We start from the raw sequence: 20820 nt of genomic DNA on the forward strand, positions 1-20820 counted from the left end.
ATTACCTCGATCTGGAAATCAAATGTACGGCCAGTTGTGAAGTGGATGAGCTGCCGTGAACGGCGTTGATGTGCACCGAACTGCCTCGATGCTGGCAGTTGCTGCGTATCGATGTCAAGGCGCGGTATTGACATTGCGCGAACAATATCGAAATATGGCCGTACAAACTTATTTCAAGTCGAGGCGGATTCATGCTCAAGCTCAACGACGAAGAGACATTCCTGATCGAAACCGTGCGCCGGTTCGTCGACCGAGAGGTCAAGCCCACGGTCCAGGAGGTGGAGCACGCGAACGAGTATCCCGAGAAGTGGATCGATCAGATGAAGCAGATCGGGATCTACGGGCTCGCGATTCCCGAGGAGTACGGCGGATCGCCGGTGTCCATGCCCTGTTATGCGCAGGTGACGCAGGAACTGTCACGCGGATGGATGTCCCTGGCGGGGGCGATGGGCGGTCACACGGTGGTCGCGAAACTCATCTCGCTGTTCGGTACCGAAGAGCAGAAGGTGAAGTACCTGCCGCGAATGGCAACCGGCGAGATCCGGGCAACGATGGCCCTCACCGAGCCCGGCGGAGGTTCCGATCTGCAGGCCATGACAACCAACGCCAAGAGCGACGGCACAGATCTGGTCGTCAACGGCGCCAAGACATGGATCACCAATGCCCGCCGATCCGGCGTGATCGCCTTGCTGTGCAAGACCGATCCAAGCGCAAGCCCTCGTCATGCGGGCATCTCGATCGTTCTCGTCGAGCACGGCGAAGGGCTGACCGTCTCCCGCGACCTCCCGAAGCTCGGATACAAGGGCGTCGAGAGTTGTGAACTGTCCTTCGACAATTACCGCATCTCCGAGTCGGCCATTCTGGGCGGTACTCCCGGAAAGGGTTTCGGTCAGATGATGAAGGGGCTCGAGACCGGCCGTATCCAGGTGGCTTGCCGCGCACTGGGCGTCGCCACGGCCGCACTCGAGGATTCACTTGCCTACGCGCAGCAGCGCGAGAGCTTCGGCCAGCCGATCTGGAAGCACCAGTCGATCGGCAATTACCTCGCCGACATGGCAACGAAGCTGACGGCCGCACGGCAGCTGACGTGGCACGCGGCGCAGATGTACGACAGTGGGGAGCGGTGCGACATGGAGGCGGGCATGGCCAAGCTGTACGCCTCCGAGGTGGCGATGGAAATCGCTTTGTCCGCCGTCCGCATCCATGGCGGTTACGGCTACTCGACGGAGTACGACGTCGAGCGGTATTTCCGTGATGCACCACTGATGATCGTCGGGGAGGGAACCAACGAAATTCAGCGCAACGTGATCGTTTCGCAGCTGGTTGCCCGCGGCGGTCTGTGACGGACCGGTGAGCAAGTAGGATCATGTCGCTATGAGCGGTAAGGAAAGAGAGACGGAGCCGGCGTACCAACGCCTCTCTCGTGAGCTTCGTCAGCAGATCTCTGCCGGTACCTACCGCGACGGCATTCAACTGCCCACCGAATCCGAACTGGCGCAGCATCACGGCGTGAGTCGGCAGACGGTCCGCCGAGCCTTTCACGATCTGGTTGCCGAGGGCATCGTGTACCGAGTACCCGGGCGCGGAACGTTCGTGACCGAGAACAGCGGCCGCTATCTCCGTCATCTCGGATCCATCGAAGATCTCATGAACCTTTCGCGGGACACGACGATGGAAGTGGTGTCACCGCTGCACCGGCGCGTGGACATCGAGGCGGCCAGTCGGCTTCGGCTCGACACCGACGTCGTGTACACCGTGGTCTTCCGGCGGATACACGAGGGAGTTCCGTTCGTGCAGACGACGGCGCATCTGCCGGAGGCGATCGCGCGGCAGATCATCGACCTGCCCGCCATGGCGGCCGGTGCGGTGAGCGCCAATACGGTGATCGGCTTGCTGGAACCGCTGATCGACAGTCCGATTGTCGAAGCAGCACAATCGATCACGGTGTCCCCGGCCACGGCGGACGTTGCCAGGGACGTCGATTGCGAAATCGGCCACGCCATGTTGCGGGTGGACCGTTTGTACTCCAACGCGCAGGGCGTTGCCAACGAGTTGTCGGTGAGCTATTTCTTGCCGGAGCAGTACACGTATCGGGTCACGCTGCGCCGCGGCGCACATTGACGCTGCGCCGCGGCGCACATTAGCGCTGCACTTTTCTTTGCTGTTCAACACCTTTCAGGAGAGAACTATGCGAATTTTCAACGGAATCGACGAAGTAGAGACGGCTGTCGGTGAGCACTTGGGCTACAGCGCGTGGTTCCCGGTCACACAGGATCGGATCGACAAGTTCGCCGACGCCACCGAGGATCACCAGTGGATTCACGTGGATCCCGAGCGCGCAGCGCAGGGTCCGTACGGCGGCACCATCGCCCACGGCTATCTGACTCTCTCGTTGTTGCCGGTGCTCGGCGCTCAGGTGATGCGTGTCGACGGAATCTCCATGACCGTGAACTACGGAAGCAACAAGGTGCGATTCCCCGAACCGGTCAAGGTCGGTTCTTCGGTGCGGGCAGGTGCGGAGATTCTTTCCTTCGAGCGCACCGCGAAGGGCGCGACGATAGTCGTGCGGTACACGATCGAAATCGAAGGAGCGGGTAAACCTGCGCTGGTAGCGGATACCGTGCGCCTGTTGGTCTCCTGAATCCTTTTCCATTCTTCCAGAACGAGATTCGAGGTCAGTTGTGAAACGAGCAGCATTGGTCGCGCCGGTCAGAACCGCGGTGGGCCGTTTCGGAGGGGCACTTCGTGACGTGCCTGCGGAAAGTCTGGCTGCCACCGTCGTCAAGGAGACCGTGCGTCGTAGCGGAATCGATCCGTCCCGCATCGACGACGTCGCGATGGGGCAGTCGTATGCCAATTCGGAGGCACCGTGCATCGGAAGGTGGGCGGCGCTCGAGGCCGGGTTGCCGATTTCGGTAGCCGGCTTCCAGACGGATCGCCGATGTGGAACGGGTCTGCAGGCCATCGTTTCCGCGGCCATGATGGTCCAGACGGGTGCGGCCGACGTGGTTCTCGCGGGTGGCGTCGAATCGATGAGCGGGATCGAGCACTACACCACCGGAGCGCGGTGGGGCACCAGATCCGGTGGGCTGCAACTGTTCGACCGCCTCGATCGTGGCCGCGAGCGCTCGCAACCCGAGTGGCGATTCGGTCGGATCAGCGGAATGATCGAAACGGCCGAGAACGTCGCGACACGCTGCGGGATCACGCGGGAAGAGTCGGACACCTTCGCCGTCGACAGCCACCGAAAGGCAACACTGGCAAGAGAATCCGGCCGCTTCGATGCCGAAATCGTCGCCGTCGAACTGACGGATCGAAAAGGGAACGTCACACAGTTTCGTGCTGACGAGGGGATTCGTCCGGATACCTCACTCGAAACCCTGGCACGGCTGCGTGCGGTGACCGAGGGAGGCGTCGTGACCGCCGGTAACGCCAGCCAGCAGAACGACGCTGCGGCAGCGATGTTGGTTGTCGCCGAGGATCGTCTGGACGAGCTGGGGCTGGAACCCATCGGGTTCCTCGACAGTTGGGCCGCGGCCGGTTGTGAACCGGCGCTGATGGGCCTCGGGCCGGTTGCCGCCGTCTCGAAACTGTTTGCTCGCACCGGTGCACGCTTTGCCGATTTCGATCTGGTCGAGCTGAACGAGGCGTTTGCGTGCCAGGTTCTCGGCGTCGTGAAGGAATGGGGATTCGAGGACCTCGATCGCCTGAACGTCAACGGTTCCGGCATCTCGCTCGGGCACCCCGTGGGAGCGACGGGTGCGCGTATGGCAACAACCGCGCTTCACGAACTCGGCCGACGCGGCGGCGGAAAAGCGCTGTTGACCATGTGTATCGGCGGTGGCCAGGGTATGGCGGCCGTGGTGGAGTCTGCCTGACGAGGTTCGCTTCTGGGTACACTTGCGGCGGGGGATCGGAAGTTCTACGGAGGCAGTCGGTTGACGAATGCAGGCGCAGCAGACACCAGTGGCGCGCTGAGCGTCGAGGATGTTCGTCGCGCCAGGGCCGCACTCGAGGGGCTCGATGTCACCAGTTGGTCCGGTCGCTTCGAGCTTCTCTCCGACACCAACCGTCTGCGTCTGTTGCTCTGCCTTCATCACGCACCGGGTATCTGCGTCACGGATTTGTCCGTGGCGCTGGGGATGAGCGGCACAGCCGTCTCACATGCGCTGCGGCTACTGCGTAGCCAGGGGTGGGTGAGCGCGACCCGCGACGGCCGATCGATGCGATACCAACTGGCGGACGACACCGTTCACCAGCTGCTGCATTCGATCGGCGCCACACATTTTCACGACGAGACACCCACCCCCGGGCACACGCACAGCTGAGCGCTACTCAAGGAGTCGCGAAGAACTTCTCGACGGCCGGCGCAGCGTTCGGGTTTCCGTTGGTGATTCCTGCGCCGACTCCGGCAACCGTGCCGATGACTCCACCGACGATGCAGCCGGCGATGAAGTTCGGGAAGATCGACAGGCAGCCGATTCCGACGCCGAGGTTGGCTCCGATCAGGGTCGACTGCAGACCACCGTTGTTCCAGCCGATATTGACCTCGTTGGCCATCGTGTCGAACGCGGCCTGCTTCGGATCGTTACCGGGGAAGAGCATCAACGCCGCCTGGCTGTTCGACTCTGCGGTCGGTGTCAGTAGGGGTTGGGACGGATCGAAGCCCGCATTCGGGGGCGCTGCGACCGCGGTGCCGGCTCCGGCGCCGACTGCGGCGACGACGAGTACGGACATGGTGAGAGTTCGGGACAGTTTCATGGGGACGGCCAATCTGTCTGTGTGGAACCAGTCGTGAATGGTGGCGGTGCAGTTCGTTAACCAGAACTCCACCGTCTGGATCGATCGTGCGGACCTCCTCGGGCACAACGGGACCCGTCGTCTCCGCGCGACGGGCCGTGTTTGGTGGCTACCCGACTCCGAGTGCCCTGAAACCGCCTAGTCTCATTCGTTTTTCGACAACCGCGCACGCAATTCTTCGACCTCGGCAGTAAGCCGATCTACCTCGGCTTGCAGGGGTTGGCGTGCCAGAGCGAGGGATTCGTCCATGCGCTCCTTGTCGAAGCGTGGCGTGATGTTTCGACTGCAGTTCCAGTCGAACGCTTCGACGTCGATGACGATGGAACGCTGGGCTTTTGCCGTCATGGTGCCGCCGGGGACTTGCAAGAGCTGTTGCAGTAGTGCAGGGTCCTCGTCCGCTTCGATCACCTGCGCACGCCCGTAGATCTTCAATCTCGTTCGCGTCGGGTAATCGATGACGAACAGCGAGATGCGATTGTTCTCTTCCAGATTGCCGAGCGTCACGAATTGCTGATTGCCGGGGAGATCGGCGAATCCGATTCGATTCGGGCCCAACACATGCAGGAATCCGCGCGGGCCGCCGCGATGTTGGACGTACGGCCAACCGTCGGGCGTCACCGTGGACATGAAGAAGGAATCCACGGATTTCACGAATCCCTGCGCGCGGAAATCGAATTCCATCGGGCCCTCGTCGGGCTGATCGAGTTTCGAACCGTACACGGTGAAACTTCCGGTCGACCGCTGACGCTCCACCGCAGCGGGGGAGAAGGCGATGTGTGCGTATCGGGTCGACATTTTCCAACTCCTGATGCTCAGTGCCAACGGTGGTCGGCAACGGCAGTTCGCGGACCGAACTTGGGTTTGACGGCTTGCCCGCTGACCTGCAGAAGCCTCACGGCGCGGTATCGATGCGGTTGAAGGGGAGCGAGGTACTGCACCATCTGGGCGTCGTCGATCGGTTCACCCAGCAGTGACCACCCGACGACGGCAGCGAGGTGGTAGTCGCCGACCGAGAGTGCATCTGAATCGCCGAATGCACGCTGAGCCACTTCGGCGGCAGTCCAGATCCCGACGCCGGGTACCGCTCGCAACCGTTTGGTCGCCTCGGTTCTGGGGAACGTGGATGCCTGCTCGAGGCGGTCGGCGACGCGAGCGCACTGAACGATCGTCTTGGACCTCGCTGGATCGACGTTCGCGCGATGGAATTCCCATGACGGCATTCGACGCCATTGGTCCGCGGTGAGTGGAACTCGCATTCCGTCGGGCGCGGGGCCGGGTGGGCGCTCCCCGAACTTGGTCAGCAGGCGGCGCCACGCGGCAAATGCGTCGATGCCGTGGACTCGTTGCTCGAGGATCGCGGGAACGAGAGCTTCCATGACGCGGCCGGTGCGGCCGATGCGCAGATGAGGGAAGCGTCGATGAGCTTCGGCGAGCTTGGGATGTTCGGGGGCAAAATCTTCGGCCTCGTCGTCGAGACCGAGCAGCGCTTCGGCGCCGGTCAGGAATTCCGTGGCGCCGGGACCCCAGGCCTGTACCCGGACCGTATGGCGATCCGACTGGGTGATGCGGTAGGTCACAGGACCCGAAAGTTGGCGGGAAACTCGCCAGATCGCTCCGTCGGCTGACCGTCGATGTGCGGGGTCGCCGGGTCCGCGCTGATGCGGGCTGAGCGTCAGCGCGGCATCGAGTGGTCGCTGAGAAGTCACCGTGACTTCGTCGACCGGAGATAGCGGCGTCATCGAGGTCAGCGTATCGCCACCGTCCATCCTCCGTTAAGGCGTGTGTCGGTGGCGCAACGTATTGTCCGAGCCATGATCATCGTGAGCACCGACGGATCCTGTCTGCGAAACCCCGGTGGGGCTATCGGCTGGGCGTGGGTCAATCACGAGGGTCCGAGCATGTCCGGCGGAGAAGCGTCCGGTACCAATCAGATTGCCGAGTTGCGTGCGCTCTTCGAGGCCGTCGTCGCCCATCCCGGTGCTGATCCTCTGCTCATCGAATCCGACTCGCAGTACGCCATCAAGTGCGCGTCGGAATGGCTGCCGAGTTGGAAGCGCAAGGGCTGGAAGACCGCGAGCGGCGGGGCGGTCAAGAACCTCGAACTGGTGCAGAGTATCGATCGAGCCATCACCGATCGTGTCGGACCGGTGCGCTTTCGCTGGGTGCGCGGGCACGTCGGCAACCACTACAACGAAATGGCAGACAAGCTGGCCGGCGAAGCCGCACGCGCCATCGTCTCGGGGGACATCGCATCGGTGCCGCTTGCTGCCCCGGTGAAGAAGGAACCGACCGCCGTGAACTCCCCCTACAAGGAGAAGTCCACGACGGCCGAAGAACCGGCAGATCTGTTCACACTTTTCTGAGCTGTTCAGAACCCGTCGGCAACCTGAACCAGCGCCCGGCCGGTGTACTTGCCTTCGCGGACCTGATCGATCACCGAGACGACGTCGCGGACGGCAACGAGGTTCGTGATCTCCTTCAGATGACGTGGCGCCAAGTCGGAGCCCAGCCGGGTCCACAGCGCGCGACGGGGCTCGATCGGCATCAATACCGAGTCCATGCCCAGCAGTGAGACTCCGCGGAGAATGAACGGCAGCACGGTCGTAGGCAGCGCGGCGCCACCGGTCAATCCGCTGGCAGCGACAACACCGCCGTAATTGATCGTGCTCAGAACGTGAGCGAGGGTCTTTCCACCGACGCAGTCGACGGCCGCCGCCCACTGAGATTTTCCGAGCGGGCGAGGCTTGGCGTCGGGATCCTCGGGAAGCCGGCCGATCACCGAAGACGCACCGAGTGACGTCAGAAGGTCTGCCGCGCCGGGCTTGCCGCTGGAGGCGATCACGTCGAAGCCCGCGCTTGCCAGAAGGTCGACGCTGACGGTGCCGACTCCGCCGCTCGCGCCCGTCACCAGGACGGGACCGTCGGCGGGCTTCACTCCGCTGGCCAGAATGGCTTGGACGCTCATGGCTGCGGTGAATCCTGCCGTGCCGATCGCGGCAGCGTCGGCGGTGGAAATGCCGTCGAGCTTCACGACCCACTCGGCAGGCAAACGGGCGATCTCGGCGTAGCCGCCGTTGCGGGCGGTCCCGATCTCGTAGCCATGTGCGACGACCTTGTCGCCCGGGGCGAATGCGTCGGACTCGGAGGCAATGACCTCGCCGGCGACGTCGATACCGGGGACGATCGGGTAATCGCGAACCACCCCGCCTTTCGGCGTGACCGCGAGCGCGTCCTTGTAGTTGACGCTCGAATACTCGACGCGAATGGTGACCTCACCTGCCGGGAGGAAGGATTCGTCGACGGTTTCGGGGGCGAAGTCGATGGTGCCGTCGCTGTCGCGGGCGACCCAGGCGTTGAAAGTAGTCATGGGTCGAACATAAAGGCCTTCGGCCCTGTGCGCCTTTTTGGTAGTGCGAACTACCGGAAAGGCGCACAGGGGCGGAGCCCCTAGATCAAGCTGCCCTCATGCACCGCTCGATCGAACGCCGGTAGCGGGCCACCGGCGCGCAGGGTTGTCGCCAATGCCGGATCGGCGAGGTGGAGACGGCCGATCGCGATCAGATCGAACTCTCCGCTGCCGATGCGCTCCTCGAGCTGTGGGATGTTGTCGACTACAGGTGCGACGCCTTCGATGCGGCTGTCCCGCAGCGACTTTCCGATACCGACGCTGCCGACGGCCATGGTGACGGCGCCGGTCAGCTTCTTCGCCCAACCCGCCAACGAGAGATCGCTGCCTTCGAAGGCCGGCACGTCGAAACGCCTGATGCTGGCGTCGAGAACGTCGACTCCGGCGTCGACCAGCGCGCCCAGGATGACGCCCAACTCCTCGGGGGTTTCGGCGATCTTCGCGGTGAAATCCTGCTGCTTGTGCTGTGAGAAACGGTAGATGATCGGCAGATCCGGTCCGATGGCCGCGCGGATCGCGGCGACGACGGCGGCCGGGAACTTGGTTCGACGCTCCAGGTCGCCTCCCCACGCGTCGTCGCGCTGGTTGGTGCCCTCCCAGAAGAAGGAATCGAGGAGGTAGCCGTGACCGCCGTGGATCGCGATGCCGTCGAAGCCGAGTTCGACGGCGTGCTTCGCGCTACGGACGTACGCGTCGATGACGTCCTGGATGTCCTGCTCGGTCATCGCTTCGGTGCTCGCCTGTGCGCGTTCGACGTAGGCAGCGGAGTACGAGGTGACGCCGAGCGGGCCCCATTCGCCGGAGGGGCGCATCGGCTTGAGTGAGGGGTCCATCTGCGTCATCGCGCCCCACAAAGGTCCGACGTGCCAGAGCTGAGGCACGATCTTGCCGCCCGCAGCGTGCACGTCGTCGACTACCTTCCGCCATCCGGCCTGAGCAGCGGGAGTGTGGAGGTTGGGGACGTTGGCGTGGTCGACAGCAGTCTCGTGATCGATCGCGACGCCTTCGGTGACGATCAGTCCGGTGCCGCCCTCGGCGCGTCGGCGGTAATAGTCGGCGACGTCGCGGCCAGGCACGCCCTCGATGGAGTACGTGCGCGTCATCGGCGACATGACTATGCGGTTGGACAATTCGAGCGAACGGATGCGGAGCGGTTGGAACAGCGGGTTGGTCACTTCGTCACAGCGCTTTCATGAATCGGAAGAATCCGGGGTCCTGGTCGACACGGAGCCGGGTGAGGGTTCGGTAGCTGATCAGCCACTTGCCGTCTTCTTTGCGGTATTTCTCGTGGTAATGGCCGTAGCCGTGTAGGTGCAGTTCTTTCTCGCCGTCGTTCCACCACAGCATGTCCTCCATCGCCCAGATGCCGGTTGCGGTGGTGGGCGAGGTCAGCACGATTTCGGGAGTGTGTGCGTGGTGCGCCGTGGTGAGGGGGATGTCGCCGTCGAGCATGTTCCGAATTGCCGCGGTGAGTTTGTCGATGCCCACTACCTGGTTCGAGGTGTCGCCGGTCTTGGGTTGCTTGTCTGTCGGGAGTCCGCCCCACGTCTCGCTGACGACGTCTGCGGTGTGCAGGGTTGGGTAGACGTGCCACTGCTTGGTGTCCATGCAGCGTAGGCGCGCGGCGAACACACGCTTGATTTCCTCGATTGCGAGCAGTTCCTCGACGGCACTGATCGACCCCACTTCGGACTCGGCCTGAGACATTCAACCTCCAACGGTGATCGGCAAGATGGGTTCACATTCGGGTGCTCCGGGCGGGCCGTCAACGACCTGTCCCGGTGAGCGCGACGGCACTCGGTATGGTCGAGCGAACGAAAGGGGTGTCAGACGTGTGTACCGAAGAGGTCCCATCGACTGGACCGGAGGAGATCGCCGAGGTTCGGGCTTTTTGGCGCGAGTTGGGTGTTCCTGGCGTGATCGACGTCCACACCCATTTCATGCCGAAGAGCGTCATGGACAAGGTGTGGGGTTACTTCGATTCGGCGGGACCGATGATCGGTCGACCTTGGCCGATCGCGTACCGACTTGCCGAGGAGGAGCGGGTACACCGTCTCCGCGAGTTCGGTGTCCGGGCTTTCACGTCGATGATCTACCCGCACAAGCACGCGATGGCCGAGTGGCTCAATCAGTGGGCCGTCGAATTTGCCGCGCAAACGCCCGATTGCCTGCACACGGCCACGTTCTATCCCGAGGAGTCGGCGGCGTCGTACGTCGGCAAGGCATTGGAGTCGGGCGCGCGAATCTTCAAGTCCCACATCCAGGTCGGAAACTACGATCCGAACGACCCTCTGCTCGACAAGGTCTGGGGGCAACTCGAGGACTCCGAGACGCCCATCGTGATCCACTGTGGTTCGGGACCGGCGCCGGGGGAGTACACGGGACCTGATCGCATTGCTTCGCTGCTCGCACGGTACCCGCGCCTGTCGTTGATCGTCGCCCACATGGGGATGCCCGAGTACAGCGAATTCCTCGATCTGGCAGAGGCTTACGGCAATGTCCGCCTGGATACGACCATGGCGTTCACCGACTTCACGGAAGAGCAGTGTGCCTTCCCGAAGGCGGACGTATCACGGCTCGTCGACATGCAGGACCGGATTCTGTTCGGTAGCGACTTCCCGAACATTCCGTACCCGTATCTCACAGCCTTGCAAGCGGTTACGCGCTTCGATCTCGGAGACGAATGGCTGCGAGCCGTCGTGCACGACAACGCTGCGAAACTCTTCTCGGTGAGCTGAGCCCACCGAGAAGTATTTCGCTCATCGCAATTTGATGCTGCCGCCGTCGGCCATCAACGTCTGTCCGGTCATGTACTTGGAATCCTCGCTCGCCAGGAACACCACGACGGGAGCGATGTCGGTTTCGGGATCACCGATGCGTCCGAGGGGCACCTTGGCAACCGATGCGGCTGCGCGCTCAGGGAAGGCTTCCTGCCACTTGACGACGCCTTCGGTGGCGGCGAACGGGCAGACCACGTTGACCCGAATGCCTTCCGGCGCCCACTCGTTGGCGACGACGCGCGTCAGGCCTCGCACAGCTTCCTTGGCCGCAGCGTAGGACGTCTGGGTGGGCATTCCGTCCAAACCTGAACCCGATGCGAAGTTGACGACCGAACCCTTGGTCTTCGCGAGTTCGTCGTGGCACGCCTGCATGAGGTGGACAACGGGGTAGAAACCGGTGTTGAAGGACAGGTCGAACATGTCCTGCGTGGTTTCGAGCAACGGAGCCTGACGGGACGCGTGAGCGTTGTTCACCAGGATGTCGAGCTTGCCGAAAGCCTCGAGCGCGGCGTCACGGATCTGCTCGGCCGAACCGGCGGCAGCAAGGTCGACGTTCAGGAACTTGCCGGAGCCGGCCAGTTCTTGTTCGAGGGCGTGGCCCTGCTCGTCGTTGATGTCGACGAACAGGACCTTCGCGCCTTCACGGGCGAAGACTCGGGTGACAGCGCGACCGATTCCACCGGCGCCGCCGGTGACGATCGCTACCTTGCCGTTCAACCTCATGAAACGCTCCTCTTCGTAAGTGCTGCTCAAACTGTTGCGGTCTCGTCGACTGCAAGTGCAATCTTTTCGAGGCCGGCGATGCTGTAGGCGGCGTAGGTCTCGTACGGCCCACGGCCGGAGAAGTAAGACGAGAGCTGGCCACCGAGCTCTTCGACGGTGAACGCGGATCCGGCTGCGTCGAAACGGTTCTCGACCTTGGGTGCTTCCATCAACGCCACCATCTTGCCGTAGACGACGAAGACCTGTCCGTTGATCTCGTCGGAATCGGGGGATGCGAGGTAGCTGACCAGGGTCGCGACGCGCTCGGGTGCAAGCGGATCGAGGCCGACGACGCCGGTGTTGTTCTCGCCGAAGGCTTCTGCCGTCATGGCGGTGCGGGCACGGGGGCAGATCGCGTTGGTGCGGACGCCGTAGCGGGAGAGACCTGCTGCGCTCGAGAGCGTCAGAGCGGTGATGCCGGCCTTGGCTGCCGAGTAGTTGGGCTGTCCGGCGCTGCCGAAGAGGAAGGCCTCGGAAGAGGTGTTGATGATGCGGCCGTAGACCGGTGCGTCGGCTGCCTTGCTGGCTGCGCGCCAGTGGACTGCGGCTGCGTGCGAGGTGGCGGCGTGGCCCTTGAGGTGCACACGGATGACGTCGTCCCAATCGGATTCGGTCAGGTTGAAGATCATCTTGTCGCGCAGGATGCCTGCATTGTTGACGAGGATGTCGAAGGATCCGAAGTTCTTGACAGCCTCTTCGATGATGCGCCCGCCGAGCGACCAGTCGGAGACGTCGCCGGTGACGGCGAGTGCCTGTCCACCTGCGGCCTTGATCTCGTCGACCACGTCGTTGGCCGCTGCACCCATGTCGTTGACGATGACGGCTGCACCGGCAGCCGCGAGTCCGAGTGCTTCGGCGCGACCCAGGCCGGCGCCGGCGCCGGTGACGGCGGCAACTTTGCCTTCCAAGCTCAGTGATTGCGTCATGTCGTGCTCCTTCGATCCGGGCGGTCGGGTACGTCTTGCAGAATTAGTATTCATTCTAATTTGAAGTCGAGAGTTCGGTAGTCGTTCCGAAAAAATCATTCGAGCGAAATCAGAATTAGTTCTAGTTTTGAACAGAAGTTTGGCCGACTGAGGAGGAGTCTCACTCAGCGGGAGCGGTGATCTGGGTCACGAGCGCTGCATGCCACCTTGGGGCGACGCGGCGATCCCACCGCGTACGCGTTTGCGTCACCACCGATCCGCTCAGTTCTCGGCCGCATTCGTCGGCTCCAGGGTCGGATAGTTCTCACCGAAAACGCAGTACGGTCGGCCCCGAATTCACCGGGCCGGACATCAAGGAAGGCACCAGCAGTGTCACTGAATTTGGCAGATCTGTACGAGGGCATCTCGGATCTGATTCCGGACCGCACGGCGCTCGTGTGCGATGGCCGTCGTCGCACCTACGTCGAGCTGGACGAGGGCTCGAATCGCATCGCCCGCCACCTGGCGAGTGTCGGTGTCGGGCCCGGCGATCACGTTGCTCTGCACATGCGCAACAGCATCGAGTTCGTCGAGAGTTTGCTCGGGTGCCTCAAGATTCGCGCGGTCCCGATCAACGTCAACTATCGCTACGTCGACGCCGAACTGACCTATCTGTACAACGATTCGCAGTCGGTGGCACTGATCGTGGACGAGGAGTTCGTTTCCGTCGTGGAGACGGTTCTCCCGGCCGCGCCCGGCATCAAACACGTCGTTGTCGTCGGCAAGTCCGTGGTCCGCGACATCGAAGGTGTCGACGTCGTTGGATACGCCGACGCTGCCGCGGAGCAGCCCGCTACTCGTGACTTCGCGCCCCGCAGCAACGACGACCTCTTTGTCATCTACACCGGCGGCACGACGGGGATGCCCAAGGGTGTCATGTGGCGTCATGAAGACTTCTACTTCGCGGCGCTCACCGGCGGAAATCCGTTCGGTCCGCCGCATACGACCGCTGAGGCTCTGTTCGCCGCGGTGCCGAACGTTCCCGCGATGAACATGCTCAGTACCGCACCCCTGATGCACGGTGCGGCGTCGTACTCGCTGTTCACCGGATTCTTCATGGGCGCCAACGCAATTCTCATGGCGCGGTTCGACGCGAAGGCGACGCTGCAGCTCGCCGGAAGTGAGAAGGCCGTCTCCATCACCGTCGTCGGAGACGCGATGGCACGTCCGCTCGCAGACGAATTGGCAGCAAACGCAGCAGATTACGACCTCAGCACGGTCGGAATGGTCTCGTCCGGCGGAGCCTTGTTCTCGCTCTCACTGCGGGAGCAGCTCAAGTCGATGCTTCCGAACCTGGTGATCCGCGACGGATTCGGCTCCTCGGAGTCGGGCGTCGACGGCAATCTGGAGATCGGCGAAGACGGCCTGATGCGCATCGCCGCTCGCGACGAGACCCGCGTCGTGGACGAAAGGATGCGGCCGCTGGAGCCGGGATCGCCCGAGACCGGCTACATCGCTCGCAGCGGTCACGTGCCGGTCGGCTACTTCAATGATCCGGTCAAGACCGCGGCTACGTTCCCGGTGATCGACGGGGTGCGGATGTCGGTGCTCGGCGACGTCGGACGCGTGGAAGCCGACGGCTCGATCGTCTTGCTGGGACGTGGTTCTCAGTGCATCAACACCGGCGGGGAGAAGGTGTATCCGGAAGAGGTCGAGCAGGCGCTCAAGAGTCACCCGGCGGTGCTCGACGCTTTGGTCGCGGGAATTCCGGATGCGAAGTTCGGTGAGCGCGTCGCTGCGGTCATCACGACCCGCGAAGGCTTCGACGTCCCGGACGCTGCCGAGATCGGTGAGCATTGCGCGTCGCAGGTCGCTCGGTACAAAGTGCCGCGCACCGTCATGAACGTTCCGTCGATCAGGCGTTCTCCCAGCGGAAAGGCCGACTATCGCTGGGCCAAGGCCACTCTCGCCGAGCAAGTCTCCTAGTCCGGCCGGAGCCGTCCAGCGCGTTTGTGAGGGACGCGTTGGGTGGCTCCGGTGCTCTAGCCTGTCACCGTCAGAACCAGCAGAGCGACGTTGAGTGCAACGATCAAGCCCGCCGCAATCCACGCCGCGACGGTCGTGAGCGGGGCATTGCGCGCGTCGCCCATGAGTTCGGGGTCCGAGGTCATTCGCACCAGCGGGATGATCGCGAAGGGGATGCACAGGCTCAAGACCACTTGGCTGAGCACGAGCGCCAGCGTCGGGTCGACGCCGAGTCCGAGCACGATCAGTGCCGGGATGAGCGTGACGATCCGGCGTGTGATCACCGGAATCCGAATGGCCAGAAGACCATGCATGATCTCGGCGCCGGCCGCGCATCCCACGGAGGTCGACGCGAGTCCGGAGGCGAGGAGGCCGATCGCGAACACCACGGCTACGCCCGGGCCGAGCGAATTCTCGATCGCGGCATGCGCGCCGTCGATGGTGTCGGTGCCGGGTACTCCGCGCAGCGCCGAAGCGGCCAGAAGCAGCATGCCGATGTTCACGCCACCGGCGATGATCAACGCGACGACGACATCCCAACGGGTGACTTTGAGTAGTCGCTGCAACCGTGGGCCGGGTTTGATGTGGCCGTGGCGATCACGTGCCAATGCGGAGTGAAGGTAGATCGCGTGCGGCATGACCGTTGCTCCGAGCATGCTGGCGGCGAGCAGTACGGTCTCGGTTCCTTCGAAGCGGGGGACCAGTCCGGCGACGGCCTCGCTGCCGGAGACGTCGGTGAAGGCGAGCCCGGTCAGGAAGCCGATGGTGATGATGGCCAGCAATCCCATGACCACGAACTCGAAAGTGCGCTGTCCGCGCCGACTTTGGATCGTCAGGATGACCATCGACACGCATCCGGTGATCAGTCCGCCGAGGAAGAGCGGGATGTTGAAGAGCAGGTTGAGTGCGATGGCGCCGCCGATGACTTCGGCGACGTCGGTCGCGATCGCCATCATCTCGGCCTGGAGCCAGAAGGCGCGGCGGTTGTTCTTACGCAGGCGCTGACCCAGCATTTCGGGCAGGGATCTGCCGGAGACGAGACCGAGTTTCGCGGACAGATACTGCACGAGGACGGCCATCGCGTTGGCGAGTACGAGTACCCAGATGAGGAGGTAGCCGTACTTGGCGCCGGCGGTGAGGTTGGCGGCGACGTTGCCCGGATCGACGTACGCGATTGCCGCGACGAACGCCGGACCGAGCAGGGCGATGGATCTCCCCGTGGGTCGTCGGCGCGGAGTCGTCGGCTCTTGCGTACTGGTGCTCATCGGTCTCCTGGTCACACGTACTCGGACCTGTTGGTTCGAATAAGTGAACTATAGAGTTCGGGGAGCCGAACTTTCAACAGCTGTGCGCGGTTAGCGACCGCAGAGGGTCCCTAACCGCGCACAGGCCGGTTAGGCCGTCACGCCGGCAGCCAGGAGAGCGCGAGCCTCGGGTCGGCCGTCGAGGAGGGCGTTGGTACGCAGTTCGACCTTCCACTCGCCGTCCGTCTTGATCAGTTCCCAGCGGTTCGCGGTGATGCGGAGGACCTTGAATCCCGTCGGGTTCTCGGGGTCTTTGATGACCAACTGCGAATGGCAGGTCGCGACGGCCTTGTTGCCGTCGATGCGGATGTGCGCGGGTGTCATCATGTGGGCCGCGCCGTTCATGATCCAGTTCTGGTGTGAGGCGCTGTGAACCATCGCGCGCAGTTCGCCGCGGCCGTGCATCGCACCGGTATCGACGTCGTAGACGCCGTCCTCGAGCCACAGGTTCGCGACCTCGTCGGCTGATCCGCTGTCGACGGCAGGGCTGTATGTGGTCAGCAGTTCGGTGATCGCGAGCTTGTCCTCGAGCAATTCCACTCGGGCGAGCAGGGATTCGATCAGGGCGGTCGAGTCGGTCATCGGTACGTCCTTTGCATTGGATTGTCGGGGAATCAGGAAGTGGTGAAAGAGAAGCCCTCGGTGAGGGCGATTCGGTGAAGTTCTTCGAGTTGTTCGCAGTAGTGCTCGACGCTTCGAGCGCCGACCGAGCAGCTGGCGATGGTCGCCCCGGCGTCACGGACGCGAGTCAAGGCGCGAAGGGTGGATTCGCGATTGCCGAGAGGATCGAGCGGCGCACCGGCGGGAAGCACCACGTCGAATCCGTCGGGGAGCGTCGTGGCGTCGAGCATTTCCTTCAGTTCGGAGAATCGCAGCCCGAACGGCACCCACCCGTCGCCGTGTGTGGTGGCCCGGCGCAGCGATCTCTTGGTCCGGCCGCCGATCCACAGCGGCACCCGTTTCTGGACGGCGTGGGGTTCGACGACAAATCCGGAGTAGTCGTAGAACTCGCCGTGATACTCCGGAGTCGGCGTCGACAGTGATGCCCGAAGTGCGGCCAAGGCATCGTCAGCGCGCGCTCCTCGGTCGGCAAATGGAGCATTTATGAGATCGAATTCTTGTTTCAGAGTCCCCACCCCGAGGCCGAGTATCAGGCGTCCATTGCTGACGCGATCAAGCGTTCCGTAACGCTTGGCGATCTCGAGGGGGTGGTGGTAGCCCAACACCAGCACCTGGGTCGCCAGCAGGATTCTTGATGTACGCGCGGCGAGAAAACCAAGGGTGGCGAGCGGATCCCAGTAGGTTCCGCCGCGCTCGGCGGCAATCTCCTCGGGGACCGCCACGTGTTCACTGCAGGTCAGATGATGGAAACCGAGTCGATCCGCCGTGGCGGCCACTGTGGCGATCTCGCCGATGTCAGCACTTGCCTCCCACTCCGAGCGCGTGCTCGGGTGCTGAATCAGGACCGGTGTGACGATTCCCAGGTGCATCGGGCGTTTATAGCGTCCCCACTCGCCCGGTGGCAGGTGAATTACCGCTGATCGGGATCGAAAAGATCGATTCACTTTCCAGAAACTGTGACCTGGGTTATAGTCGGTAGAATCAATTCCAGTTTTCGGGAGGCGTCCATGACCATTGTTGACATGAACGACACACTGTCCACCGTCCAGACTGCCGGTGGGCAACCCAAGAAGGATCTGCCGCCGTCGATGGTCGAGCGGATGACACTGATTCTCGACGCCTTCGACGGCCGCGCCGCGCGGCTGACGCTGGAAGAGGTCGCGTGCCGTACTCAGTTGCCGCGCTCCACGGTCCACCGCATTCTCGATCAGCTGGTCAAGCTGGACTGGGTCGATCACGCATCGTTCGGCTACTGCCTCGGGCGTCGCGCGCTCGGCCTCGGTGGTGGCGACGGCGGCCACAGCCAGATCCGCGAAGCCGCTGCACCGCTTCTGCACGAACTGCACCTGCAGACCGGCATGGTCGTTCACCTGTCGGTGCTCGACGGACGCGAGAGCGTCTATCTCGACAAGGTCGGCGGACGATTCGCCGCGGCGCTCCCGTCCCGCGTCGGCGGCAGAGTGCTCGCTCATTCGACGGCTGGTGGCAAGGCGATGCTGGCGTGGATCGACCCCGAGCGCGTCGACGCTCTGTTCGGGGCTTCTCTTCCCCGCTGCACCGAGAACACGATCACCGACGTCGCTGTGCTCCACCAGGAACTGAACCGCATCCGTCAGCGTCGGGGACTGGCCTTCGAACGCGGGGAGTCGGCGCGTGGAGTCGCTTGTGTGGCTTCGGCAATTCGCGGACACGAGGGTCCCGTCGGCAGCATCGCGTTGTGTGGTGACATGCGGACCGCTCAGCTCGAGCGAGTTGCTCCGCTGGTCGTCGACGCGGCTCGCGAGGTCTCACGGACGCTGTACCCCGAACTGGGTGCTCCTCGCCGCGGCCGCAAAACGCCTCCCGTTCCGACCAATACGTTCTCGGCGGAGACGATGGATCGCCTGCTGGCAGCGTCGTCCGACCACTGGATCTGACGTATTTTGATCGACTTGTCTCGCTGATCGGGACGAGTCATAGCAGCTCAGCGGTCCTGATGGCACCGTTCGGACCATGACGACTGAACTGAGCTACGAGGGAACTCTGAAGGAACTGCAGACCGATCTCGGTGTGCTCCGGTACCACGAAGCCGGCGACGGCCCGCCGCTCCTGCTGCTGCACGGATCGGGCCCCGGCGTCACCGGTTGGCGTAACTACCGCGGCGTTCTCGCGGACTTCGCGGAGCACTTCCACTGCTACATTCTCGAGTTTCCCGGATTCGGCGTCAGCGATCCCGGCCCCGACCATCCCATGATGATGGCGCAGGCGTCGGTCGGGATGTTCCTCGACGGCCTCGGCCTCGGCCCGGTCCACATGATCGGTAACTCCATGGGCGGCATCGTCGCCACCAAGGTCGCGATCGACGAGCCGCACCGGGTGAGCAAGCTCGTCACCATCGGCGGCATGGGAAAGAACACCTTCTCGCCGGGGCCCGGTGAAGGCATCAAACTCCTCATGGAGTTCACCGACAACCCCACCCGCGAAGCCCTGGTCCGCTGGTTGCATTCGATGGTCTTCGACCGTGCCGTCGTCACCGAGCAGCTCATCGAAGAGCGTTGGGCCCTGGCCACCGAGCCGACGACGCTCGAGATCGCCCGTCGTATGTACAGCAGCAAGGCCATGGCCGCCATGGGCGCGGCTGCCGCTGCGTCGACCGCCGTGCCGTACTGGGCGCAGCTGAACAAGATCAAGGCGCCGACGCTGTTGACCTGGGGACGCGACGACCGCGTCAGCCCCGTGGACATGGCGATTCTGCCGATGCGCGACATCCCCAACGGCGAAGTTCACATCTTCCCCAACTGCGGACACTGGACGATGATCGAAGCTCGCGACGCCTGGGTCGCGTCCGTTCTGGCATTTCTGACGCGTCCAGAAGGCAAGTAAGGCCCGTGCGCCTTTTTGGTAGCCCCCACTACCAAAAAGGCGCACAGGGGTGCTCCCACTCACCGGGAAGCGTTTCTGCACTTCGGTGGGCTACCTGCCACCGTTTCACCAACAGATTTTCATTCTGCCCAGGCACTCGCCGGGTAGCGAAACCAGAAAGCCGGAAAAATCATGGGTCAGGTTCTGGACAACATCTCACAGTTCGCCGACGAGATCCGCGCCGACGGAGTCGAGGGCGACAAGCTGATGCGCTTGACGGACGGCAGCGCGAAGCGCTTGCGCGACTCCGGCGTCATCCGGATGTTCCAGCCGAAGGAGTTCGGTGGCCTCGAGGCGCATCCGCGTGAATTCGCCGAGACGGCAATGGCTATCGGCGCGATGGACGGTGCCACGGGCTGGGTCAGCGGCATCGTCGGTGTTCATCCGTGGGAGCTTGCGTTCTTCGACCGCAAGGCTCAGGAAGAGGTGTGGGGAACCGATCCCGATACGTGGATGGCGTCGCCGTATGCGCCGATGGGTGTGGCGAGGCCGGTCGAGGGCGGGTACATCCTCAACGGTCGCTGGTCGTTCTCCTCGGGTACCGATCATTGTGACTGGATCATGATCGGTGCGATGGTCGGTGACGAGTCCGGCAAGCCGTTGATGCCGCCGAAGCACCTGCACGTGCTGTTGCCGCGTTCGGATTACGACATCGACCAGGACAGCTGGAATGTCGTGGGCCTACGCGGAACCGGGTCGAAGGATCTGATCGTCAAGGACGCATTCCTGCCGACGTACCGCACGATCGACGCCGGAAAGGTGTACGACGGGACGGCGTGGAAGGAAGCGGGCCGTACGGAGACGTTGTACAAGTTCCCGTTCTCGTGCATTTTCCCGTTGGGGATCACCTCGTCGTTGATCGGTATCGCCGAAGGTGCGTTGGCGTGCAACATGGCGGCGCAGCGTGAGCGTGTGACGGTCAGTGGTGTTCCGATCAAGGAAGATCCGTACGTGCTGTTCGCGATCGGTGAGGCGGCGGCCGAGATCGCTGCTTCTCGGGCTGCGATCTTGGAGACGGTGGATCGTTTCTGGGACATGACGGAGAAGGGGCAGGAAGTTTCGTTCGAGCTTCGTGCGATCGGTCGCCGTACGCAGACTGCTGCTGCGTGGCGGGCGGTGCGTGCGGTGGACGAGATCTTTGCTCGTTCCGGTGGTGGGGCTTTGCAGTTGAACACGCCGATGCAGCGGTTCTGGCGTGATGCTCATGCCGGTCTCGCGCACGCGATCCACGTACCTGGCTCCATTTTCCATGCGTCGACGCTCTCGCAGCTCGGCGGCGAACCGCAGGGTATCCACCGCTCGATGATCTAGTCCCA

22 protein-coding genes are annotated in these 20820 nt (G+C 63.3%); 11 read left to right on the top strand and 11 right to left on the bottom strand.

Features of this window, described 5'->3' with window-relative positions:
• The first annotated feature begins 191 nt into the window (after positions 1-191).
• The 5 genes from ACN50D_RS06825 to ACN50D_RS06845 all read left to right on the top strand — a co-directional run bounded on the left by ACN50D_RS06825 (position 192) and on the right by ACN50D_RS06845 (position 4328).
• Positions 192-1343 (top strand): acyl-CoA dehydrogenase family protein, encoded by a 1152-nt coding sequence (locus ACN50D_RS06825; RefSeq protein ID WP_003940468.1) that lies wholly within the window; start codon positions 192-194, stop codon positions 1341-1343.
• A 31-nt stretch (positions 1344-1374) separates the two neighbouring features.
• The gene (locus ACN50D_RS06830; protein WP_042448526.1) at positions 1375-2121 is read left to right on the top strand and encodes a GntR family transcriptional regulator; all 747 of its coding nucleotides are present in this window, start codon (positions 1375-1377) and stop codon (positions 2119-2121) included.
• A 67-nt stretch (positions 2122-2188) separates the two neighbouring features.
• Entirely contained in the window at positions 2189-2641 is a 453-nt protein-coding gene (locus ACN50D_RS06835; RefSeq protein ID WP_003940415.1) for a MaoC family dehydratase, read from the top strand.
• 40 nt (positions 2642-2681) lie between these two features.
• Positions 2682-3878 (top strand): acetyl-CoA C-acetyltransferase, encoded by a 1197-nt coding sequence (locus tag ACN50D_RS06840; RefSeq protein ID WP_063315757.1) that lies wholly within the window; start codon positions 2682-2684, stop codon positions 3876-3878.
• 60 nt (positions 3879-3938) lie between these two features.
• On the top strand, positions 3939-4328 hold the full coding sequence (locus ACN50D_RS06845) for an ArsR/SmtB family transcription factor (protein ID WP_003940184.1): 390 nt from the start codon (positions 3939-3941) through the stop codon (positions 4326-4328).
• Positions 4329-4335: 7 nt separating this feature from the next.
• On the opposite strand, the gene ACN50D_RS06850 is transcribed toward ACN50D_RS06845, so the two are convergent.
• The 3 genes from ACN50D_RS06850 to ACN50D_RS06860 all read right to left on the bottom strand — a co-directional run bounded on the left by ACN50D_RS06850 (position 4336) and on the right by ACN50D_RS06860 (position 6566).
• Complete coding sequence (locus tag ACN50D_RS06850) at positions 4336-4833, bottom strand: hypothetical protein (RefSeq protein ID WP_003940625.1); 498 nt, start codon at positions 4831-4833, stop codon at positions 4336-4338.
• Positions 4834-4944: 111 nt separating this feature from the next.
• Positions 4945-5595 carry a pyridoxamine 5'-phosphate oxidase family protein gene (locus tag ACN50D_RS06855; protein ID WP_003940212.1) on the bottom strand — a complete coding sequence of 217 codons (651 nt, stop codon included), beginning with the start codon at positions 5593-5595 and terminating at the stop codon, positions 4945-4947.
• A 17-nt stretch (positions 5596-5612) separates the two neighbouring features.
• Positions 5613-6566: a DNA-3-methyladenine glycosylase family protein gene (locus ACN50D_RS06860; RefSeq protein WP_193594923.1), complete on the bottom strand. Its 954-nt coding sequence runs from the start codon at positions 6564-6566 to the stop codon at positions 5613-5615.
• A gap of 45 nt (positions 6567-6611) precedes the next feature.
• Between ACN50D_RS06860 and ACN50D_RS06865 the strand changes: the two genes are divergently transcribed.
• Positions 6612-7163 carry a ribonuclease H family protein gene (locus ACN50D_RS06865; RefSeq protein WP_007729467.1) on the top strand — a complete coding sequence of 184 codons (552 nt, stop codon included), beginning with the start codon at positions 6612-6614 and terminating at the stop codon, positions 7161-7163.
• 5 nt (positions 7164-7168) lie between these two features.
• Here the strand turns inward: ACN50D_RS06865 and ACN50D_RS06870 are convergent, their stop codons facing one another.
• From ACN50D_RS06870 to ACN50D_RS06880, 3 genes are all read right to left on the bottom strand, one after another.
• Complete coding sequence (locus ACN50D_RS06870; protein WP_054826839.1) at positions 7169-8167, bottom strand: acryloyl-CoA reductase; 999 nt, start codon at positions 8165-8167, stop codon at positions 7169-7171.
• A gap of 80 nt (positions 8168-8247) precedes the next feature.
• Positions 8248-9381, bottom strand: a complete 1134-nt coding sequence (locus tag ACN50D_RS06875) for a 12-oxophytodienoate reductase (protein ID WP_208690221.1) — start codon at positions 9379-9381, stop codon at positions 8248-8250.
• Positions 9382-9385: 4 nt separating this feature from the next.
• Positions 9386-9913, bottom strand: a complete 528-nt coding sequence (locus tag ACN50D_RS06880) for a nuclear transport factor 2 family protein (protein WP_003939692.1) — start codon at positions 9911-9913, stop codon at positions 9386-9388.
• A gap of 125 nt (positions 9914-10038) precedes the next feature.
• On the opposite strand from ACN50D_RS06880, the gene ACN50D_RS06885 reads away from it, so the two are divergent.
• Positions 10039-10944, top strand: a complete 906-nt coding sequence (locus ACN50D_RS06885) for an amidohydrolase family protein (protein ID WP_003940342.1) — start codon at positions 10039-10041, stop codon at positions 10942-10944.
• 21 nt (positions 10945-10965) lie between these two features.
• Here ACN50D_RS06885 and ACN50D_RS06890 read toward each other — a convergent pair whose 3' ends face one another.
• Both ACN50D_RS06890 and ACN50D_RS06895 read right to left on the bottom strand, forming a co-directional pair.
• Positions 10966-11709: an SDR family NAD(P)-dependent oxidoreductase gene (locus tag ACN50D_RS06890; RefSeq protein ID WP_065351434.1), complete on the bottom strand. Its 744-nt coding sequence runs from the start codon at positions 11707-11709 to the stop codon at positions 10966-10968.
• A 26-nt stretch (positions 11710-11735) separates the two neighbouring features.
• Positions 11736-12674, bottom strand: a complete 939-nt coding sequence (locus ACN50D_RS06895) for a 3-oxoacyl-ACP reductase (RefSeq protein WP_065351433.1) — start codon at positions 12672-12674, stop codon at positions 11736-11738.
• Between the two features lie 369 nt (positions 12675-13043).
• On the opposite strand from ACN50D_RS06895, the gene ACN50D_RS06900 reads away from it, so the two are divergent.
• Entirely contained in the window at positions 13044-14639 is a 1596-nt protein-coding gene (locus tag ACN50D_RS06900) for an acyl-CoA synthetase (RefSeq protein ID WP_007729448.1), read from the top strand.
• A 56-nt stretch (positions 14640-14695) separates the two neighbouring features.
• Here the strand turns inward: ACN50D_RS06900 and ACN50D_RS06905 are convergent, their stop codons facing one another.
• The 3 genes from ACN50D_RS06905 to ACN50D_RS06915 all read right to left on the bottom strand — a co-directional run bounded on the left by ACN50D_RS06905 (position 14696) and on the right by ACN50D_RS06915 (position 17472).
• Positions 14696-15943, bottom strand: coding sequence for an Nramp family divalent metal transporter (locus ACN50D_RS06905; protein WP_020909201.1), 1248 nt, complete (start codon positions 15941-15943; stop codon positions 14696-14698).
• Positions 15944-16072: 129 nt separating this feature from the next.
• The gene (locus ACN50D_RS06910) at positions 16073-16564 is read right to left on the bottom strand and encodes a nuclear transport factor 2 family protein (RefSeq protein WP_003939809.1); all 492 of its coding nucleotides are present in this window, start codon (positions 16562-16564) and stop codon (positions 16073-16075) included.
• Between the two features lie 32 nt (positions 16565-16596).
• Complete coding sequence (locus tag ACN50D_RS06915) at positions 16597-17472, bottom strand: TIGR03619 family F420-dependent LLM class oxidoreductase (RefSeq protein ID WP_083056640.1); 876 nt, start codon at positions 17470-17472, stop codon at positions 16597-16599.
• 138 nt (positions 17473-17610) lie between these two features.
• On the opposite strand from ACN50D_RS06915, the gene ACN50D_RS06920 reads away from it, so the two are divergent.
• The 3 genes from ACN50D_RS06920 to ACN50D_RS06930 all read left to right on the top strand — a co-directional run bounded on the left by ACN50D_RS06920 (position 17611) and on the right by ACN50D_RS06930 (position 20815).
• Positions 17611-18519: an IclR family transcriptional regulator gene (locus tag ACN50D_RS06920; RefSeq protein ID WP_007729442.1), complete on the top strand. Its 909-nt coding sequence runs from the start codon at positions 17611-17613 to the stop codon at positions 18517-18519.
• A gap of 76 nt (positions 18520-18595) precedes the next feature.
• Positions 18596-19465 carry an alpha/beta fold hydrolase gene (locus ACN50D_RS06925; protein ID WP_211920926.1) on the top strand — a complete coding sequence of 290 codons (870 nt, stop codon included), beginning with the start codon at positions 18596-18598 and terminating at the stop codon, positions 19463-19465.
• A gap of 171 nt (positions 19466-19636) precedes the next feature.
• The gene (locus ACN50D_RS06930) at positions 19637-20815 is read left to right on the top strand and encodes an acyl-CoA dehydrogenase family protein (protein ID WP_003940250.1); all 1179 of its coding nucleotides are present in this window, start codon (positions 19637-19639) and stop codon (positions 20813-20815) included.
• Positions 20816-20820: the final 5 nt, after the last annotated feature.

This window comes from Rhodococcus sp. SB1D (assembly GCF_048573875.1).
Classification (GTDB): domain Bacteria; phylum Actinomycetota; class Actinomycetes; order Mycobacteriales; family Mycobacteriaceae; genus Rhodococcus_F; species Rhodococcus_F qingshengii.

What these genes read in the sequence shown, in the direction of transcription:
- ACN50D_RS06905 (WP_020909201.1), bottom strand. Translation starts at nt 15,943, where the DNA reads ATGAGCACCAGTACGCAAGAGCCGACGACTCCGCGCCGACGACCCACG.
- ACN50D_RS06855 (WP_003940212.1), bottom strand. Translation starts at nt 5,595, where the DNA reads ATGTCGACCCGATACGCACACATCGCCTTCTCCCCCGCTGCGGTGGAG.
- ACN50D_RS06825 (WP_003940468.1), top strand. Translation starts at nt 192, where the DNA reads ATGCTCAAGCTCAACGACGAAGAGACATTCCTGATCGAAACCGTGCGC.
- ACN50D_RS06830 (WP_042448526.1), top strand. Translation starts at nt 1,375, where the DNA reads ATGAGCGGTAAGGAAAGAGAGACGGAGCCGGCGTACCAACGCCTCTCT.
- ACN50D_RS06865 (WP_007729467.1), top strand. Translation starts at nt 6,612, where the DNA reads ATGATCATCGTGAGCACCGACGGATCCTGTCTGCGAAACCCCGGTGGG.
- ACN50D_RS06915 (WP_083056640.1), bottom strand. Translation starts at nt 17,472, where the DNA reads ATGCACCTGGGAATCGTCACACCGGTCCTGATTCAGCACCCGAGCACG.
- ACN50D_RS06860 (WP_193594923.1), bottom strand. Translation starts at nt 6,566, where the DNA reads ATGGACGGTGGCGATACGCTGACCTCGATGACGCCGCTATCTCCGGTC.
- ACN50D_RS06925 (WP_211920926.1), top strand. Translation starts at nt 18,596, where the DNA reads ATGACGACTGAACTGAGCTACGAGGGAACTCTGAAGGAACTGCAGACC.
- ACN50D_RS06870 (WP_054826839.1), bottom strand. Translation starts at nt 8,167, where the DNA reads ATGACTACTTTCAACGCCTGGGTCGCCCGCGACAGCGACGGCACCATC.
- ACN50D_RS06895 (WP_065351433.1), bottom strand. Translation starts at nt 12,674, where the DNA reads ATGACGCAATCACTGAGCTTGGAAGGCAAAGTTGCCGCCGTCACCGGC.
- ACN50D_RS06880 (WP_003939692.1), bottom strand. Translation starts at nt 9,913, where the DNA reads ATGTCTCAGGCCGAGTCCGAAGTGGGGTCGATCAGTGCCGTCGAGGAA.
- ACN50D_RS06835 (WP_003940415.1), top strand. Translation starts at nt 2,189, where the DNA reads ATGCGAATTTTCAACGGAATCGACGAAGTAGAGACGGCTGTCGGTGAG.
- ACN50D_RS06920 (WP_007729442.1), top strand. Translation starts at nt 17,611, where the DNA reads ATGACCATTGTTGACATGAACGACACACTGTCCACCGTCCAGACTGCC.
- ACN50D_RS06890 (WP_065351434.1), bottom strand. Translation starts at nt 11,709, where the DNA reads ATGAGGTTGAACGGCAAGGTAGCGATCGTCACCGGCGGCGCCGGTGGA.
- ACN50D_RS06930 (WP_003940250.1), top strand. Translation starts at nt 19,637, where the DNA reads ATGGGTCAGGTTCTGGACAACATCTCACAGTTCGCCGACGAGATCCGC.
- ACN50D_RS06910 (WP_003939809.1), bottom strand. Translation starts at nt 16,564, where the DNA reads ATGACCGACTCGACCGCCCTGATCGAATCCCTGCTCGCCCGAGTGGAA.